General features: G+C 68.9%; 13 protein-coding genes and 1 pseudogene. 9 read left to right on the top strand and 5 right to left on the bottom strand.

Annotated elements, in window-relative coordinates:
* Positions 1 to 44 precede the first annotated feature (44 nt).
* Both ABD352_RS05300 and ABD352_RS05305 read right to left on the bottom strand, forming a co-directional pair.
* Positions 45 to 1190, bottom strand: coding sequence for a response regulator (locus ABD352_RS05300; RefSeq protein ID WP_344611066.1), 1146 nt, complete (start codon positions 1188 to 1190; stop codon positions 45 to 47).
* A gap of 298 nt (positions 1191 to 1488) precedes the next feature.
* Positions 1489 to 1692: a cold-shock protein gene (locus ABD352_RS05305; RefSeq protein ID WP_344611067.1), complete on the bottom strand. Its 204-nt coding sequence runs from the start codon at positions 1690 to 1692 to the stop codon at positions 1489 to 1491.
* Between the two features lie 538 nt (positions 1693 to 2230).
* Between ABD352_RS05305 and ABD352_RS05310 the strand changes: the two genes are divergently transcribed.
* Both ABD352_RS05310 and ABD352_RS05315 read left to right on the top strand, forming a co-directional pair.
* Positions 2231 to 2404 carry a CsbD family protein gene (locus tag ABD352_RS05310; protein ID WP_344611068.1) on the top strand — a complete coding sequence of 58 codons (174 nt, stop codon included), beginning with the start codon at positions 2231 to 2233 and terminating at the stop codon, positions 2402 to 2404.
* A gap of 131 nt (positions 2405 to 2535) precedes the next feature.
* Positions 2536 to 2685: pseudogene (locus ABD352_RS05315) on the top strand (inorganic diphosphatase); the annotation flags it as partial.
* Positions 2686 to 2869: 184 nt separating this feature from the next.
* On the opposite strand, the gene ABD352_RS05320 reads toward ABD352_RS05315, so the two are convergent.
* Positions 2870 to 3367, bottom strand: coding sequence for a DUF5994 family protein (locus tag ABD352_RS05320; RefSeq protein ID WP_344611069.1), 498 nt, complete (start codon positions 3365 to 3367; stop codon positions 2870 to 2872).
* A 452-nt stretch (positions 3368 to 3819) separates the two neighbouring features.
* On the opposite strand from ABD352_RS05320, the gene ABD352_RS05325 reads away from it, so the two are divergent.
* The 7 genes from ABD352_RS05325 to ABD352_RS05355 all read left to right on the top strand — a co-directional run bounded on the left by ABD352_RS05325 (position 3820) and on the right by ABD352_RS05355 (position 11972).
* On the top strand, positions 3820 to 5202 hold the full coding sequence (locus ABD352_RS05325) for an AI-2E family transporter (protein WP_344611070.1): 1383 nt from the start codon (positions 3820 to 3822) through the stop codon (positions 5200 to 5202).
* Between the two features lie 301 nt (positions 5203 to 5503).
* The gene (locus ABD352_RS05330) at positions 5504 to 5791 is read left to right on the top strand and encodes a DUF4193 family protein (RefSeq protein WP_344611071.1); all 288 of its coding nucleotides are present in this window, start codon (positions 5504 to 5506) and stop codon (positions 5789 to 5791) included.
* Between the two features lie 926 nt (positions 5792 to 6717).
* A complete protein-coding gene (locus tag ABD352_RS05335; protein ID WP_344611072.1) occupies positions 6718 to 6870 on the top strand; it encodes a hypothetical protein in 153 nt (50 codons plus the stop codon).
* 398 nt (positions 6871 to 7268) lie between these two features.
* A complete protein-coding gene (locus tag ABD352_RS05340; RefSeq protein ID WP_344611073.1) occupies positions 7269 to 7832 on the top strand; it encodes a hypothetical protein in 564 nt (187 codons plus the stop codon).
* A 793-nt stretch (positions 7833 to 8625) separates the two neighbouring features.
* Positions 8626 to 9336 carry a hypothetical protein gene (locus tag ABD352_RS05345; protein WP_344611074.1) on the top strand — a complete coding sequence of 237 codons (711 nt, stop codon included), beginning with the start codon at positions 8626 to 8628 and terminating at the stop codon, positions 9334 to 9336.
* 367 nt (positions 9337 to 9703) lie between these two features.
* Positions 9704 to 10825, top strand: coding sequence for a ferredoxin reductase (locus ABD352_RS05350; protein ID WP_425553471.1), 1122 nt, complete (start codon positions 9704 to 9706; stop codon positions 10823 to 10825).
* Between the two features lie 22 nt (positions 10826 to 10847).
* Positions 10848 to 11972 (top strand): fatty acid desaturase family protein, encoded by a 1125-nt coding sequence (locus ABD352_RS05355; RefSeq protein WP_344611075.1) that lies wholly within the window; start codon positions 10848 to 10850, stop codon positions 11970 to 11972.
* A gap of 197 nt (positions 11973 to 12169) precedes the next feature.
* On the opposite strand, the gene ABD352_RS05360 is transcribed toward ABD352_RS05355, so the two are convergent.
* Both ABD352_RS05360 and fucP read right to left on the bottom strand, forming a co-directional pair.
* Positions 12170 to 13456: an ABC transporter substrate-binding protein gene (locus tag ABD352_RS05360; RefSeq protein ID WP_344611076.1), complete on the bottom strand. Its 1287-nt coding sequence runs from the start codon at positions 13454 to 13456 to the stop codon at positions 12170 to 12172.
* Positions 13453 to 14796, bottom strand: a complete 1344-nt coding sequence (fucP, locus tag ABD352_RS05365; RefSeq protein ID WP_344611077.1) for an L-fucose:H+ symporter permease — start codon at positions 14794 to 14796, stop codon at positions 13453 to 13455. Before fucP ends, ABD352_RS05360 begins: the two co-directional genes overlap by 4 nt.
* Positions 14797 to 15318 lie beyond the last annotated feature (522 nt).

Raw genomic sequence — 15318 nt, forward strand, 5'->3', positions numbered from 1 at the left:
GCATTGGGTCGGCGGATATGTGCTCAGGAATCCGTAGGAGATCGTCATCGCCGACGACCGGCCGGCCGGGGATCGGCATGGACGCAGCGGTTGCCGTTCATTGTTGGCATGAGACCCACCCTCGATGGCGGGTGCGGCGCCGGCCGGCGAGCACAGAATACTGGCCAGGTTGAATGCTTCCGCGTCGAGGAACTGGGCGACGGCCTACGCCGAGGCCGGCCGAATCGCAGAAGCCCGAGGTCGGTGAGATCGAGCACGATAGTGGCGACGACATTGGTGGCGGTGGCGTCTGTGGTGGCGGCGAGCAGGTGGTGGCAAGTGGTGAGGTCGAGGTTGCCGTGGGCGGCGATGGTGAGCGTGTCGTCGTTGGTGGCGACATCGAGGGTCAGGGGTGCTGTCATCCGGGCCGCTTGATGGTCGCCGGGGCCGTCTGCGGTAGGTGCAGGTTGCGCCGGTGGACGTCCTGGTGGGTGGCGGTGGTTGAGGTCGAGCACGATGAAGTCCGGGCGTGGCGCGGTAGTGTGAGCGCCGCGGCGGTAGATGAAGTCGAGGGCCTGCTCGCCGTCACGCGCCACGTGGAGAACAGTTTGCACGGCGTCGTCTTCGAACGCCTCGCGGGCCATCAGTTCGTCGCCGGGGTCGTCCTCGACGAGCAGGATCGGTGCGACGTCGGTCATGACCGGTTCTCCTTCAGCCGTGCCGCTCCTGGCCTGCGCAGTGCCGGCCGGTGAAGGAGAAGTCGCCCGCCGCCGACGGCCGCCGTAGGGCAGCTGGGATCGCAGACGAGACACGGATGCTGTCACCGTACCCGCTGCGCGTGGTCCCGGCGACAGACGCGACAACCTCGCCATCGGCGACCCGCCGCCCGCGGCCGAGCCGGTCGGAACAGATCCGGTGCGCGTCTCGCCGTACGGAGCGAGCCGGGCGCCGACCACGTGCCGGAAGTTCAGCAGTAGGGCGGAGGTCTGCTCGTCGCCGAAGCGCGAGACCGTCAGCGCGCGGACGGACTCTTCCGCCATCCACGCGGTGATCTGCTGGATGAAGAGCTGAATGCCGCGCACCCGCAGCACGAGTTCCTTGTCGCGGCCGACGGTGAGCAGATACAGCAGACAGGTCCCATGCTCGATGGGCGTGCGTCCCCATCGAAGGGTTGCGACATCGACCGATCGTCCACAATGCACAATAACCACTGCGGCACCATGCGGTCCTGCCGCGGCGGCGGGAGCCCGGTCTGCGATCAGCACCCGCGCCGGTCGGCGCCGACCCGGGCCCGCATGGAGAACGCCGCCGCCGAGGACCGGATGGGCGGTACCGCCGCGACGGCATCATCGCGGTCCGAATGTAGGAGGGCCGTCCCGCCCGGCGCAGACTGACCGTGTCGCGGGATGAGCGGAATCAAGGTGACACGCAGACGTCGCGGCAGTCCGGTTACGTGGTGCATCGACGCGGGCCGGCCGCCCGGCGGCCTGCCCGTGTCGATGAGGTGGTTCAGATGACGCGGATGTTCGCGGCCTGCGCACCCTTGGCGCCCTGTGCGATGTCGAACTCGACCCGCTGGTTCTCGCCGAGGCTGCGGAAGTCGTTGGAGGTGATCGCCGAATAGTGGGCGAACACGTCCGCGCCACCGCCGTCGGGAGCGATGAACCCAAAACCCTTGTCGGGGTTGAACCATTTCACTGTACCGGTCGTCATGTGATCTCCATCGAAGGCAGGATCCTGAGCCCGCTCGCCGGACCCGGCGTCGCGGCGGTGATCGCCCAGGTCTTGAGACGACCGAAAAACAAAAGAGCGCCCGGGGGATCAGATACCCACCAGGCGCTGGCCAAGTATTCGGTACTCACAACTGCAACTTTTTCACCGTACCACGGTCCTGCGTGCTGCACATCCGATGCGGGATTCCGGGGACGACCGCATCGGGCATCTTGTCCAGGCCGCGACCTCGGAGGACCCGACCACCTGACTGGCCCGCGGTCCCGTGGACTCACCCTGGCCGGGGAGGTTGGATGAGTCCGCTGCGTCTTCACCACCTCGTCACGCCCCACGACCACGCCAGGTTTCAAGCAAGCGCCAACGGCACGGGCGCCGGACGATCGCTCGGGCGCTGCGACGTAATAATTGATCACCGTGCCGTTTAGGGCCGGTCCGCCCAGGGCAAGTTCAGGGTGACAACGCGAACCACTGGCAGCGCCTCAGCCGAGACGCAGTGGTGGTGAGCGGGAGGGCGCGGAACATGGCACTCGACGACAAGGTCGGCAACAAGGTGGAAGAGACCGGCGGTCAGGTCAAGGAGACCGTAGGCAAGGCCACCGGCGACGAAGACCTGCAGGCCGAGGGCAAGGGCGATCAGGCGTCCGGCAATCTGAAGCAGGCCGGTGAGAAGATCAAGGACGCGTTCAAGAGCTGATCGAGCTCAGCGCAGGACGGGACCCCCTGCGGGGTCCCGTCCTTGCTCATATTCTCTACAGTGGACAGACCGTCGCGGCGGCTGCGGTCCGGCGCAGGCGGCGCCGCCGCCGAGAGAGCGGAGGGCCTGCCATGGAGTTCGACGTGACCATCGAGCTCCCCAGGGGAACGCGCAACAAGTACGAGATGGATCGCCGCACGGGTCGAATCCGGCTGGACTGGACGCTGTGCACCGCGACTCAGTATCCGGCCGACTACGGCTTCATCGAGGACACCCGGGGCGGTTGGACGAGGGAGAGGCCGTTGATAGATCGCTTTCGGGCCGACCGGAGCACGCCGCAGGCCGGACGCCAGGCACCGTTTTGCTGACCTTATCCGCGCATCCGGGGGAGGGCTCCCGGGCGCGTGTTGCGCCGTCCGGAAGCCTTTGCATGCCGGGCGCTCGTGCGGGGTCAAGCCCCGGCCGTCATCCGGCCGGGTCGTCAGCGACCGCCCGGTCTGCGTCGCCACCGCTGTGCTGACCCCGACCGTCCGGGATCGACAGGACGGCGAGGATTGCCGGAGCCGGCAGCCGATTGGCCGGATCCGCTGCCTTGTCCAGAGCGGCCCGGGCGGTGGCGGCCTTGACGCCGGGCGGTACGACCAGCAGGTTGATCTGATCGCCGGGCTCGGTGATCGCGACCAGCAGACTCGGCTCCGACGTGCTGAACCAGCGGACCGGAACCGGGCCGGAGCCGACCGCGGCGGGCTCCAGGCCGGTCCGCCAGACCCGGCTGTTGAGGATCAGTCGGCGGATCGGTCCGTACTGCTCGGTGAGCGCCGCAACCAGACCCGGCAGCTCGGCAGCGGGCTCCCACGAACGTGGCCACCAGCCGCCGTTGAGGGTGGCGTTGGGCATCCGCTCCCCGGCCAGCGTGAGGCGGGGCTGGACGGACGATTCAGGGGTTTGAGCGCCGGCAAGCATGGCAGGCCTTTCTGTCGACGTGTGTCCAAGTGGGGGAGTGGCCGTCCAAGGCCGCTGGATGCCACAGGGCAGCGCGCTCACCGGCGTCGGCCAAATCGCCACCGGTCATGGAACGTGGACGTATCTCCATGCTACGTCCGGCCGCGGGCCGCGAGCCGCGTCCGGTCATGCCGGGCGTCGTGATCGCGGATTCTTCAGGCGGGCAGGGCACGGGCCCATGGTGCCCAGGATCCGCATCGCGGTTTGTTGCGCTCATCGGCGGGTATCAGTGTGTGGGCCGTCTGGACTCCGCGGCACACGATCAGTCTCTCCGCTCGGCTGTCGCAACTACGTCATCGGCGCGGCGGGCTGCCTATCGCCCCGCCATCATCTGGCCGGGCTGCAGGCTCCGGCGATGCGCGTAGTGCACGACCCGGCGTGACCCCTGACTTCCCCAGAAGAGAGCTGCCGCCGTGAGCTGGCTGAGGCATACCCGTGACCGGGCGCAGATGCGCCTGATCGCCGCCCGTCGCGGCAGCACCCTGCCGCCGTTCATCGGCGGGGAGCCCGCCGGTCGGACCGCACCGGCGCTGATCGTCGAGGCGGCGCCGACCGTCGATGACGGTATTCCGCGAAGCGTCCGCATCGCCGGCGCCTGGTCGTGGCGGGTGATCCTGTTCGTGGTCGCCGCCTACCTGCTGCTGCGGGTGCTCGGCGTGCTCAGCGTCGTGGTGATCCCGGTGGCGGTGGCGCTGCTCCTGGCGGCGCTGCTCGAACCGGCCGCGGCCGCGCTGCGCAGCCGTGGCGTCAACCGCTCCCTCGCCGCCGGGACGGTGCTGGTCACCGGTCTGCTCGTGGTCGGTGGTGGCCTCACCCTGATCGTGCAGACGTTCATCAGCCAGTTCGACGCCTTGGCCACCCAGGTGGGTCAGGGCGTCGACCAGGTGCAAACCTGGCTCGGCCAGGGTCCACTGCACCTGTCCGACGCCCAGCTCAGCGGGGCGGTCGACGAGCTGCGGCAGACCGTCACCACGCATCAGGGCGCGTTGACGTCCGGCGCGCTGAGCACCGCGGCGACCCTCACCGAGGTCCTCGCCGGCTTCTTCGTCGTGCTGTTTACCCTGTTCTTCTTCCTGCGCGACGGCGGTCAGATCTGGCAGTTCCTGTGCCGCATGCTGCCGCGCCCGGCCCGGGTGCCGGTAGCGCGCGCCGGTCACTACTCGTGGCACACCCTGGTCTCCTACGTCCGCGCGACGGTTCTGGTGGCGTTCGTCGACGCGGTCGGCATCGGTATCGGCCTGGCGGTCCTGCGGGTCCCGCTGGCGGCCCTGGTATTCCTGGGCGCGTTCATCCCGGTCGTCGGCGCTACCCTGTCCGGGGGCATCGCCGTGCTCGTCGCGCTCGTCACCCACGGCCCGGTGACCGCGCTCATCGTGCTCGGCATTGTGGTCGCCGTCCAACAGCTGGAAGGCCACGTCCTGCAGCCACTCATCATGGGCCGCGCGGTCGCCCTGCACCCGCTCGCGGTCATCCTGGCCATCGCCACCGGCGTCGTCACCGCCGGCCTCGTCGGCGGCCTCGTCGCCGTGCCGCTGCTGGCCGTCGTCAATACCGCCGTGCGCTACCTCGCCGACCATCCCGCCGCGGAACCGACCCCGGACCGGGAACCTCCCGGCACTGAACTGACCGACCCCGACGAGGCCGCAGCACAGCACGCCGTCGCCGCCGCGGTCGAGGAGGCGGCCCCCGACGCGCCACCCGCCGAGGCCACTTCGGTAGAGCCGCATCCCGGTCGCGCCGACGTCGGAGCCGGCGCCGTCATTTCAGGCACCTGGACCCACCTGGACCGCGAGTAACACCCCGGGCAAACCCGCCGGTCCTGCTAGTGTGGGGCGGCGCCCATCGGACGATTCGACCGCAACCTGTCATCGAGCAGTGCGAGCATCGCTGGATGCTCCGAAGTTCCTCAAGGTGGCCGCGGGTCACCACCACGAGGGCACGCCCGAGCACCCATTCCAGCCGTGCCGGGATTCCGACCTCGGCGCGGCCTTCAGGCACAGCGCGTCCCGTCGGCGGCACCACCTGGCGCCCGCCCAAGACGATCGATCACCCTTCGGAGCGGACATGCGTGCAGCACACCCAGAGACTCGGCGGCGAATGAACGTCGACCACGACGCGGCCCGCCCGAGCCAGGCCGAGGCCACCGACGACGGGCTCGACGCACTCACGGGCTCGCACGCCAAGGGCCGGGCCGGCAACGCCGACGTCGACGACGTGGCCGGGCCGGTCTCGGCATCCGACCTCGAATCCACCGACGAAGAGATGTCCGTCCCCGTCGTGCCCATGCGTGGTGACGAGTTCAGGTGCGCACGATGCTTCCTGATCCACCATCGCAGCCGGCTCGCCGACGATCACGGCGTGCAGGTCTGCCGCGACTGCGCCTGAACGGCACGGCGGTCAGACGCGGGGCGGCACGTGCGGGGCGAGCAGCGCGGTATCGCGCTGTGGTCCTCGGCGCTCTCGCTCCGGCAATGTGTCGCGCTCGACCGCAGGTCGTTGCCTACTGCGACAGGCACGACCTGCCTGTCGGGGGTCAGGTCGCGGCGGGCGTTTGAGTCGGTGTCATCGCCGCGACAAGGGTGGCAAAGACGACGTCATGCGCGACCCGATGGTGGACCACAATGTCCAGAGCGCCACCTGGCCGTGCGATGGCGCCCGGATTTCTCACGCGAACGACGCCTGGCTCGCTCACCCGTCACCGGCGCCCTCGTCTCTCCCGGCGACCGCGCCGCAGCCGTCGGCGTGCCGCGCTCACTTCCGGACGGAGCCTGTCCCTTGCCGGTCGGCGAACCAGTAGCGAGCCGGTCCGCGGTGTGGTGGTGGAGCCGTCTGATCGGCGACTCATGGGCGGTCGGTGAGCTTCGCCGCGGCGTTCGGCCGGTAGCCGTCGGCGGCGCGGGCGCGTACGGTGTCTGTGTCACCCCGGTCCCCGGTGGCTGAGTCCTGCTGACATCGCGGCTCGCCGACCACCTTGGGGGTTCGCACGACCGGGTTTCTGCATTCGTTGTTCGTGGCCTGTCCGGCCGCTCCCCGGGCTGCGGTGGTGCCGTCGTGACCACGCCTGTCCGCATCGATGCTTTATTCGGAGGGGGAAGGTGGTATCCCGGACGGCAACCTGCCCGGGATACCACCACTCACGGCGCTGCAGCGCGGAGGCCGAGAGGCGGTGTCATCGCGGCGACCGGCAGCAGCCCACCGCACAGCAGATCTCCGACGCTCGTGCGCGACCAACTGGCCCTCGCGAAGGTGGAACTGGTCGAGAAGGGTAACCGGGGCCCGGGCTCGGCGGCGGGCTGTGCGGGGCAGGGACGATGCTGGCCTGGTTCGGGGTCGGGCTGCTGCTCATCCTGCTCGTGGCGGCGCTGGACCTGGTCTGGCCGCTGTGGCTCGCGGTACTGGTGAGGCGGTCGACGACGCCAAGCAGCGCCTCGGCGCCGCGGCGGAGCGGACACGCCGGACGGTGAGCGATACGGCGACGTGGTGGCGGACAAGGGTGGTACCGCGATGGGCCTCATGGCGGTCGACGTCACCGCGGCGCCGGAACTCCCAGAACGAATTTCGACTAGGAGCCGGGCTACCCTCGCGCGCTTGCGATAACCGTTGCGACCGCGGCGGTCCGGACCGGTGCCGCATGGTTCGGCTCCCCGAACGCCGCAACCCGGGCGCCGACCCTGGCGTTACCCGTACACCGGCCGGCGAGGGCACACCACCGGTTCGTGCGCCAGTAGCACGCGGCCGAAGCACGACGACATCGCGGTAGCAGCTCGGCAAGCGGCGTAGAAATCAACCCACGGGGCATCGAGTGTGTCAGGACCTGATGTCTGCAACGCAGACATCATCCGTACGCGTGAGGGAGAATGCCATGAACCAGGAACACACTCTGGTCCGGACGCTGCACGACGTCGGCGCCGCGGTTTGGCTGGGCGGATCGCTCATGGGCGCGGTCGGTCTCAACGGTGCCTCGAAGGACGTCACCGACCCCGACGACCGGACCCGGACAGCCGCCCGTGGCTGGGCCCGGTGGGCACCGGTGTCCGCGGCGGCGATCGGCGCGCACCTGCTCGGCGGACTCGGACTGCTCATCGCCAACCGCGGCCGCGTCCTCAGCCAGTCCGGCGTCACCGCGAACACTGTGGTCAAGACCGCGCTGACCCTCGCCGCGATTGGGACCACCGCCTACAGCGGCGTACTCGGCGTCAGGCTGGCTCGTGCCGGGAAGGTCCCCGCTGAAGGCGGTACCGTCCCTTCGGACGCCACCCCGCACGATGTCGCCGTCACACTGCAGCAGCTGCGGGCATTGCAGTGGGCCACTCCCGCCCTCACCACCGCGATCGTCGCGCTCGGCGCACAGCAGGGCGAACAGCAACGCCCCAGCCGGATGCTCGCCGGCATAGGCGCCAAGCTCGCCCGGGCCACCGGCCGATAATCACGCGTTCACCGACCGCGAGGGCGACCTACATGCGCCATGGCGTCACGGCACCGGCGTGTTCGCATTTGCCAAGGGGCTGCTGTACGCACACTGCGGCTGGCTGTTCAACCGCGAGGTCATCAACAAGCCCGCTTCGCTCCTGACTTGCTCGCCGACCGCGGCATTCGGGTCGTAAACCGGCGCTGGCCCGCCTCGCCGCCAAACGCGTGCTTCTGCGCGCCGAGCGCGGTGGCGAGGCGGGGATGCCCACTACAGGGCACGAAGCTGCTGCGCGGGGGCGACGGCGTCCGGGGTTTCGGCTGAGGGTGGTGCTGCCTTCAGCGGGGACTTTCCCGGCGCGGGCGATCCGGGTGCCGAGGACGCCGCTGTAGGCGGTGGTGCCGATCGCGGCGACGGTCAGTGGGTCTCCGCCAGGCCAGACTGCGGCACCGACGTCGTGCAGCGTGCGGACGAGTGTGTCTGCGTCTAGCCGGCGTTTGGTGTTTACCTCCGCACACGCGGGAAAGTGCAGGAGGTGCACATCGGCGCCATGCGGTCCGTCATGGCGAGCCTGGCGTCCGCGGCCCCTATACCCCCGCGGCCGGGCATGAGCTGGTTCGGGCCTTGGCGCGTACACCGACGGATCTGGTCCGCATACCCGCAACAGTGAAGGCACCGCGGGACCACGGATGCCGTTGTGGTGTGCGGGATGCGGCGTCCCTGCCGATCGTTCCGTCCAACAGTCGAGGTGGACGTTGGTACGTGGGCGGTCGCCGGACCAAGCGATCATCCACCATCTGTTGGAGGACTGATGAGCTACGAACGGGACGCATACGGAGCCGGTGCCGGGCGGAGAGACGAGCCCATGCCGGCTCGGCGTGACACAGGTAGCGCCCGTGACCGCGATCCGCGCTTCGATGGTGCAGAGCCGGACGACGGTGCCCGCTCGGTGCCCCCGGACCGGCACACGGTCCTCGACCGTGGGCAGGAGCGCTACGGCGGGATCAAGTGGGGTTCGGCATTCTTCGGCTGGCTCACCGCCATCGGCACCGCTGTCATCCTCACGGCGTTGCTCGCCGCCGCCGGCACCGCTGTCGGCGTGGCCACCGGTACCAACGCCACGAACGCCGCCAGCAAGGCTGGCCAGCAGACGACCACGATCGGCATCGTCGGGGGTATCGCGCTGCTGGTGATCCTGTTGGTCGCCTACTTCTGCGGCGGCTACGTCGCCGGCCGGATGGCGCGCTTCAACGGTATCAAGCAGGGCATCGCCGTCTGGGTGTGGTCGATTGCGATCGCCGTGATCATTGCCGTCATCGGGGCGCTGCTGGGCAGTAAGTACGACATCCTCAGCAAACTCAACGGCTTTCCCCGAATCCCGATCAACGAGGGCGACCTGACGACCGGCGGCATCATCGCCCTGGTCGTGGCCATCGTCGCAGCTCTGGTCGGCGCGGTGCTCGGTGGACTGGCCGGCATGCGGTTCCACCGCAACGTCGACAAGGCCGGTCTCGATCGTTGAGCACGGGTTACCCGGCTGCCGGAGGGAGCTGCGGAACAACGCCGACCCGCGCCTATGGGGCGCGGGTCGCTCGGTGGCAGGTCCGGGTCCGTAACGGGGTGCCATGGCTACTGCCGTCCGGCCGGCTGATTTCCGGCCCGGCAGGGCGAGGCGGGCTGTGGTTTCCAGACGCCGACGGTCAGGTGGGCGAGGGAGCCGGTGTTGTATCGGAACCCGAACCATTCGCAGAGGTCGCGGACTTTCAGGGCGATCTCGGCGTACCGGTTGCTTGGCCAACCGGGCGTCATCCGGTCGCTCAGCCGCAGGGCGAGGTTAGGTGCCGGTCGCGGCAGGGCAGGTGACAGTCCACGTGAAGGGGGTGCGCGGGTTGGCTCTTGCGTCCGAAGCCAAGACCGGGGCCACGGTAGAGGCGGTCAGGGGAGCAAGCCGGCTCAGCGTTCGCGACCGCCTGCTCGGGGCCGCCGCGTGGTTGACCACGCCGCTCCTGCCGGACGACTATCTCGGGTTACTCAATCCGCTGTGGTCGTCCCGGGAGGTGCGTGGGCGGGTCGAGGCGGTCGTGCCGGAGACCGTGGACGCGGCCAGCCTGGTGATCCGTCCCGGGCGTGGCTGGGGGCGGCACCGGGCGGGGCAGTTCGTACGGGTCGGCGTGGACGTCGGCGGGGTGCGGCATGCGCGCAGCTACTCGGTGTCCTCGCCGCCGGAGCGGGCCGACGGGTGTATCACGATCACGGTGAAGGCGGCCCGGGACGGGCTGGTCTCGCCCTACCTGGCGCGTCGGACGGCGCCGGGAACCATCGTCCACCTCGCGCCGGCGCAGGGTGAGTTCGTACTGCCGGAGCCATTGCCGGCCCGGTTGCTGTTCCTAACGGCCGGTAGCGGGATCACTCCGGTGGCGGCGATGCTGCGCAGCCTGGCCGCGCAGGGTGAGATGCCGGACGTGGTGCTGGTGCACTCGGCGCCGACCGCGCAGGACGTCATCTTCGGCGCGGAGCTGCGCGCCCTGGCCGCCCGGTTTCCGCGGTTGCGGTTGCACGAGCGGTACACCCGTGACGGCGGCCGGCTGACGATGGCGCAACTGCGCGGGATCTGCCGGGACTGGCGTCTGCGCGACGTCTGGGCCTGCGGCCCGGCCGGTCTGCTCGAGCGGGCCGAGCGGCACTGGCGACGCGCCGGGCTTGGCGACCGGCTGCATGTGGAGCGATTCCGGCCCGACGTGACGTCGGGCGCCTGCGGGGGCCGGGTGACGTTCACCGTGAGCGAGCGGCACGCCGACGCCGACGGCGCCACCCCGCTGCTGGTCGCCGGCGAGAACGCCGGGGTGCTGATGCCCAGCGGCTGCCGCATGGGCATCTGCTACACCTGCGTGGCCCGGCTGCGGGCCGGCCGGGTACGTGACCTGCGCACCGGTCGGGAGCACGGCGACGAGGGAGAGCTGGTTCAAACCTGTGTGTCGGCGGCCGCAGGCCCCGTCGAGATCGACCTGTAGCGACCAGTTGGGAGACCTTTCGATGACAGGTACCGCACCCGCGTCCGCCGGCCCGGCTGCCCATCTGTCCGAAGTCGACATCAAGGAGATCGGCCGCGAACTGGACCAGATCCGGGACAAGGTGATCGCTGACCTCGGCGATGACGACGCCCGATACATCCGCCGGGTCATCACGCTCCAGCGGGGCCTGGAAGTCGGCGGCCGGGCACTGCTGATGGCCTCGCTGTTGCCGCCGGTCTGGCTGGCCGGCACCACGTGTCTGGCCGTCGCGAAGATCCTGGAGAACATGGAGATCGGCCACAATGTTCTGCACGGGCAGTGGGACTGGATGCGTGATCCGCAGATCCACTCCAGCACCTGGGAATGGGACTTCGCGTCGCCGGCCGACATGTGGAAGCACTCGCACAACTTCGCGCACCACACCTACACCAACATTCTCGGCAAGGACCGCGACGTCGGCTACGCATTCCTACGGGTCAGCCCCGAGCAGTCGTGGCACCCGATCGACCTGGCCCAACCCCTCTCCAACGCGATCCTGGCGGCCGGCTTCGAATGGGGCATCGCAATCTACGACGTGGAGCTCGAACGGGCCTGGCGCGGCGAGAAGAGCTGGGCCGAGGTGCTCTCCCAGCTCGGCAGCGTCCTGCGCAAGGCCACCCGCCAGGTCGTCAAAGACTACGTCGCGTTTCCGCTGCTCGCGGGTCCGGCCTTCCTGCCCACTCTGCTCGGCAACCTCACCGCGAACGTCACCCGCAATGTCTGGTCGCATGCGGTCATCTTCTGCGGCCACTTCCCGGACGGCTCGGAGGTCTTCACCGAAGACCAACTCGAGGACGAAAGCCGCGGCGAGTGGTACATCCGCCAACTGCTCGGCTCGTCCAACATCGACGGCGGCCCACTGCTGCACATCATGACCGGCAACCTCAGCCATCAGATCGAACACCATCTGTTTCCAGATCTGCCCAGCAATCGGTACGCCGAGATCGCTCCCAAGGTCCGTGACCTGTGCCAGCGCTACGGGCTGCGGTACAACACCGGCTCTTTGGTTCGTCAGACCGCCAACGTCTGGAAGAACATTTTCCGTCTGGCGCTGCCTGGGCCGAAACCGCGCCCGGCGGACACCCCGCCGATCTCGGCGACCGCCTGATCAGCCAGGACACAGCCACGCTCCATTTGTGCATTGAACGGCCGTGACAGCGGCCCAGTGCTCATGGAGTCGCTACTGCCGGGGCGACCGCCCACTCGTCGACGTTCGACGCGTGTGCCCGTGGCGATCGTCCAAGCCGCGGGATAGCCTCGGCGACCTGCGGCTCCGCGCCGTGAGCGACAACGCCTGACAGTCAGTCAGCGTGGCGGAATCTTGTCCTTTGTGACCGCGTTTTCGAGATCTCGGGCGAAGGCGTCCGGATCGCGGGTACGCACGTAGGTCGACACGGCGTCGTAGAAGCCCTCCTGGAACTCCGGGCTCATGGCCTCGCCGTGGGCGATCGAAAGCAGCACCGACGAGCCCCAGAGGCTCTTCGAGGCATCCCGCTGGTAGGCGGACAGGGACGAGATATCGACGTTGCGGAGCACAGGTACCGACCCCTTCGCCTTGCTGAACGGAATCTGGGTCGCTGGCTTGCTGATGTCGGTGAGGAAGGCGAGGGCGTTCTTGGCGTTCTTGGCCCTGGTCGCGGCCACGAAGACGTCGACAACCGCGAGGAAGCTGTCGCCGGTGCCGGGAAACGCCACAGCTCCGAAGTCCTTGCCCTCCTGTGCGCCATAGGCGACCAGCTCGCCGTACGCCGAGTCGTTCAGGGACTCGAAGGCGCAACCACCGGTGGCGAGCTTCTTTGTCGCCGCGTCCCAGGTCAACGTGCCGGCCTCTGGATCGGCGTAGGCGAGGATGTCGCCGAAGGTCCGCAGCGCCGTCCGCACCTGCGCGCTGCGCCAATTGAGGCGGTCGCCGGCCATGTCCTGCCAGCCCTTCACCCCGATGGTGCTGAGGAGCACGTTCTCGAACAGCTCGACGGTGGTGAACGGGTCCTTGCCACCGAGACACAGAGGGGTGGCTCCGGACGCCTTGACCTTTTGCAGGCCGTCCAGGAAGGCGGCGAGGGAGTAGTTGCTGGAGGGCAGCGTGACGCCGGCTCGGTTGAGTAGCCCGGTGTTGAACCACAGCATGTTGCTGCGATGGGCACCCGTCGGCACCCCGTACGGCTTGCCGTCGTGCATGAGCGAACGCAGGATGGTCGGCTGCATCGTCGCGCGCAGGTCAGCATCGGTGAAGATCGACGCGACGTCGCGGATGACGCCGCGATCGGCGTAGCCTTGCACGGACTTGCCCGCGAAGGTCTGCCAGACGTCGGGTGGGCTGCCACTCTGTAGCCGCTTGGCCAGCGCCACGACCGCCTGTGACCCGGCGCCGCCTACGACCGCGGCGTTGATGACGTCGACATTCGGATTTGTCTGGTGCATGGCGGAGAAGAGCACGTTCAGCGCGGCGGCCTCCGACCCAGAGGTCCACCACGACACGACCTCGAGCTGCTTGGTGTCAGTTGTGGCGCTCGTCGGCTTCTGCGCGCCGCAGCCGGCCACGGCGAGCGCCATGGCCGCGACTGCCGCGGCCGCGCGGCCCCAGCGGCTCATGCCGCGCCTCCGGGCAGGCCCGGCCCGGTGCTCCTGCGGATGGACTCGGGCGCGGCCCTGAGGTCGTAGAGGGCGTAGAGCCCGACGACGGCGAAGCAGGCGGCCGGGACGACGAAGGAGATCGCCGCGCTCGTCTTGTCCACGAGTTTGCCCTGTACGAGCGGCATGATCGCGCCGCCCACGATGGCCATCACGAGGCCGGCGGCGCCGAACTTGGTCGCCGGCCCGAGTCCTTTGAGGGCAACGCCGTAGATCGTCGGGAACATGAGCGACAGACAGAAGGACAGGGCGACCACGGCGAGGACCCCGGCGAGGTTAGGACTCGAGATCGCGAACATGCAGAGCCCCACCGCCAGGAAGGCCAGCACGGCGAGCACTTTGGTGGCGCGCACGCGACCGATCACCCACGTCATCAGGAAGCGCGCTCCGAGGAAGACGAGCAAGCTGGCCTGAAGGTAGGCGCCGCCCTTCTGCAGGCTGCCGCCCAGTGCCTGCTGCACATACTGGATCAGAAACGTCCAGGTGCACACCTGAGCCGCGATGTTCGCAAACTGGGCGATCACCCCGAGGCGGTACCGCTTGCTGCGCCACAGCACGCCGAACAGGTGGCCGATGCCGCCGGTGCGCGGGCCGGCATCGGGAAACTCCTCGACGATCGGCGCCTTCTGGCTCGCGATGGCGACCGCGATGAGTACGAGGAGGACGGCCAGCCCCAGGTAAGGCGCCATCACGGCGCCGAGCTCGGCGGCGCGGATGGCGTGCAGCTGGTCCTGACTCAGCGACGCGATGTCCACCGGTTCCGCGAGTTTGGGCAGGATGAGCGTCGAAGCAAGCAGCACACCGATGTTCGTTCCCACCGGATTGAATGCCTGGGCGAAGTTCAGCCGCCGGGTCGCCGTCTCTTCCGGGCCGAGCGACATGACGTACGGGTTCGCGGAGGTCTCCAGGATCGAGCACCCGGCGGCCATCGCAAACAAGGCAAGCAGGAACGCCTCGTACGTCATGATCTTGCTTGCCGGATAGAAGAGGAAGGCGCCCAACGCCGCCAGCCCCAGTCCGGTGAGGATTCCCGTCTTGTAGCCGAAGCGCTGGTTGATAAAGGCCGCTGGGAGCGCGAGCAGGAAGTAGGCGCCGAAGTAGGCCAACTGGACGAGCGACGCCTGGAAGGTACTCATCTCGAAGATGCGCTTGAAGCCCGCCACCATCGGCGTGGTCAGGTCCTGCGCGATGCCCCAAGCGGTGAAACAGCCGACCAGAGCAATGAAGAGCAGTAGCATCCCACGGCCGAGCAGCGGCGGCCGCTTTCCCTGCTCGTCTTCATCCGCTAGTGGCGGCGCCATGCTGGCCGTTGGCACTCCTTCCGTGCATCGCGCGTACCGGTGTGCGTGTCACCTGTGCGCCGTAATCCGGCCCGCATGGCACGGGTACGACCTAGCATGGAGGCAAGCCTGCACGGTTGCGCCGCCACGCGGGGCGCAAACCCTGGAAATCGCCCGGATCCCGCTGGCCCCATCGCCGTATTCGCCAGGCTGAGCTTCCCCCGCTTTGATGGAGCGGTGGTTACCTGGCGCCGGTCGGTGCTGGAGAGAAGGTTGTAGGTTCCGGCGGGTCGGCCTGCTGGGTAAGCCAGGCGGTCTCGTCGGTCCCCGCGGCCCGGGCGGCGGCCAGCCACGTCCTCGTGCAGGGCAGCGACCGATCCGGTCGCTCAAGACGATGATCCGTAGCCTGACCCGCAGAACGTCGCTTCAACCCAGGGGACGTGCTGATCAGGCTCATCCAGATCCTGAACGGCTGGGCACTTCGTCTGGTGGCTCGCCGTGCTGCATCGCTGGAGATGGAAGAAGATCCGCAGACGCTTCACC

Origin of the sequence: Dactylosporangium salmoneum, from assembly GCF_039532525.1 — a bacterium.
GTDB classification, from domain to species: Bacteria; Actinomycetota; Actinomycetes; order Mycobacteriales; family Micromonosporaceae; genus Dactylosporangium; species Dactylosporangium salmoneum.

Excerpts from the sequence above, each read along its gene's own strand:
- ABD352_RS05305 (WP_344611067.1), bottom strand. The coding sequence starts at position 1,692 with ATGACGACCGGTACAGTGAAATGGTTCAACCCCGACAAGGGTTTTGGG.
- ABD352_RS05310 (WP_344611068.1), top strand. The coding sequence starts at position 2,231 with ATGGCACTCGACGACAAGGTCGGCAACAAGGTGGAAGAGACCGGCGGT.
- ABD352_RS05320 (WP_344611069.1), bottom strand. The coding sequence starts at position 3,367 with ATGCTTGCCGGCGCTCAAACCCCTGAATCGTCCGTCCAGCCCCGCCTC.
- ABD352_RS05330 (WP_344611071.1), top strand. The coding sequence starts at position 5,504 with ATGAACGTCGACCACGACGCGGCCCGCCCGAGCCAGGCCGAGGCCACC.
- ABD352_RS05335 (WP_344611072.1), top strand. The coding sequence starts at position 6,718 with ATGCTGGCCTGGTTCGGGGTCGGGCTGCTGCTCATCCTGCTCGTGGCG.
- ABD352_RS05340 (WP_344611073.1), top strand. The coding sequence starts at position 7,269 with ATGAACCAGGAACACACTCTGGTCCGGACGCTGCACGACGTCGGCGCC.
- ABD352_RS05345 (WP_344611074.1), top strand. The coding sequence starts at position 8,626 with ATGAGCTACGAACGGGACGCATACGGAGCCGGTGCCGGGCGGAGAGAC.
- ABD352_RS05355 (WP_344611075.1), top strand. The coding sequence starts at position 10,848 with ATGACAGGTACCGCACCCGCGTCCGCCGGCCCGGCTGCCCATCTGTCC.
- ABD352_RS05360 (WP_344611076.1), bottom strand. The coding sequence starts at position 13,456 with ATGAGCCGCTGGGGCCGCGCGGCCGCGGCAGTCGCGGCCATGGCGCTC.
- fucP (WP_344611077.1), bottom strand. The coding sequence starts at position 14,796 with ATGGCGCCGCCACTAGCGGATGAAGACGAGCAGGGAAAGCGGCCGCCG.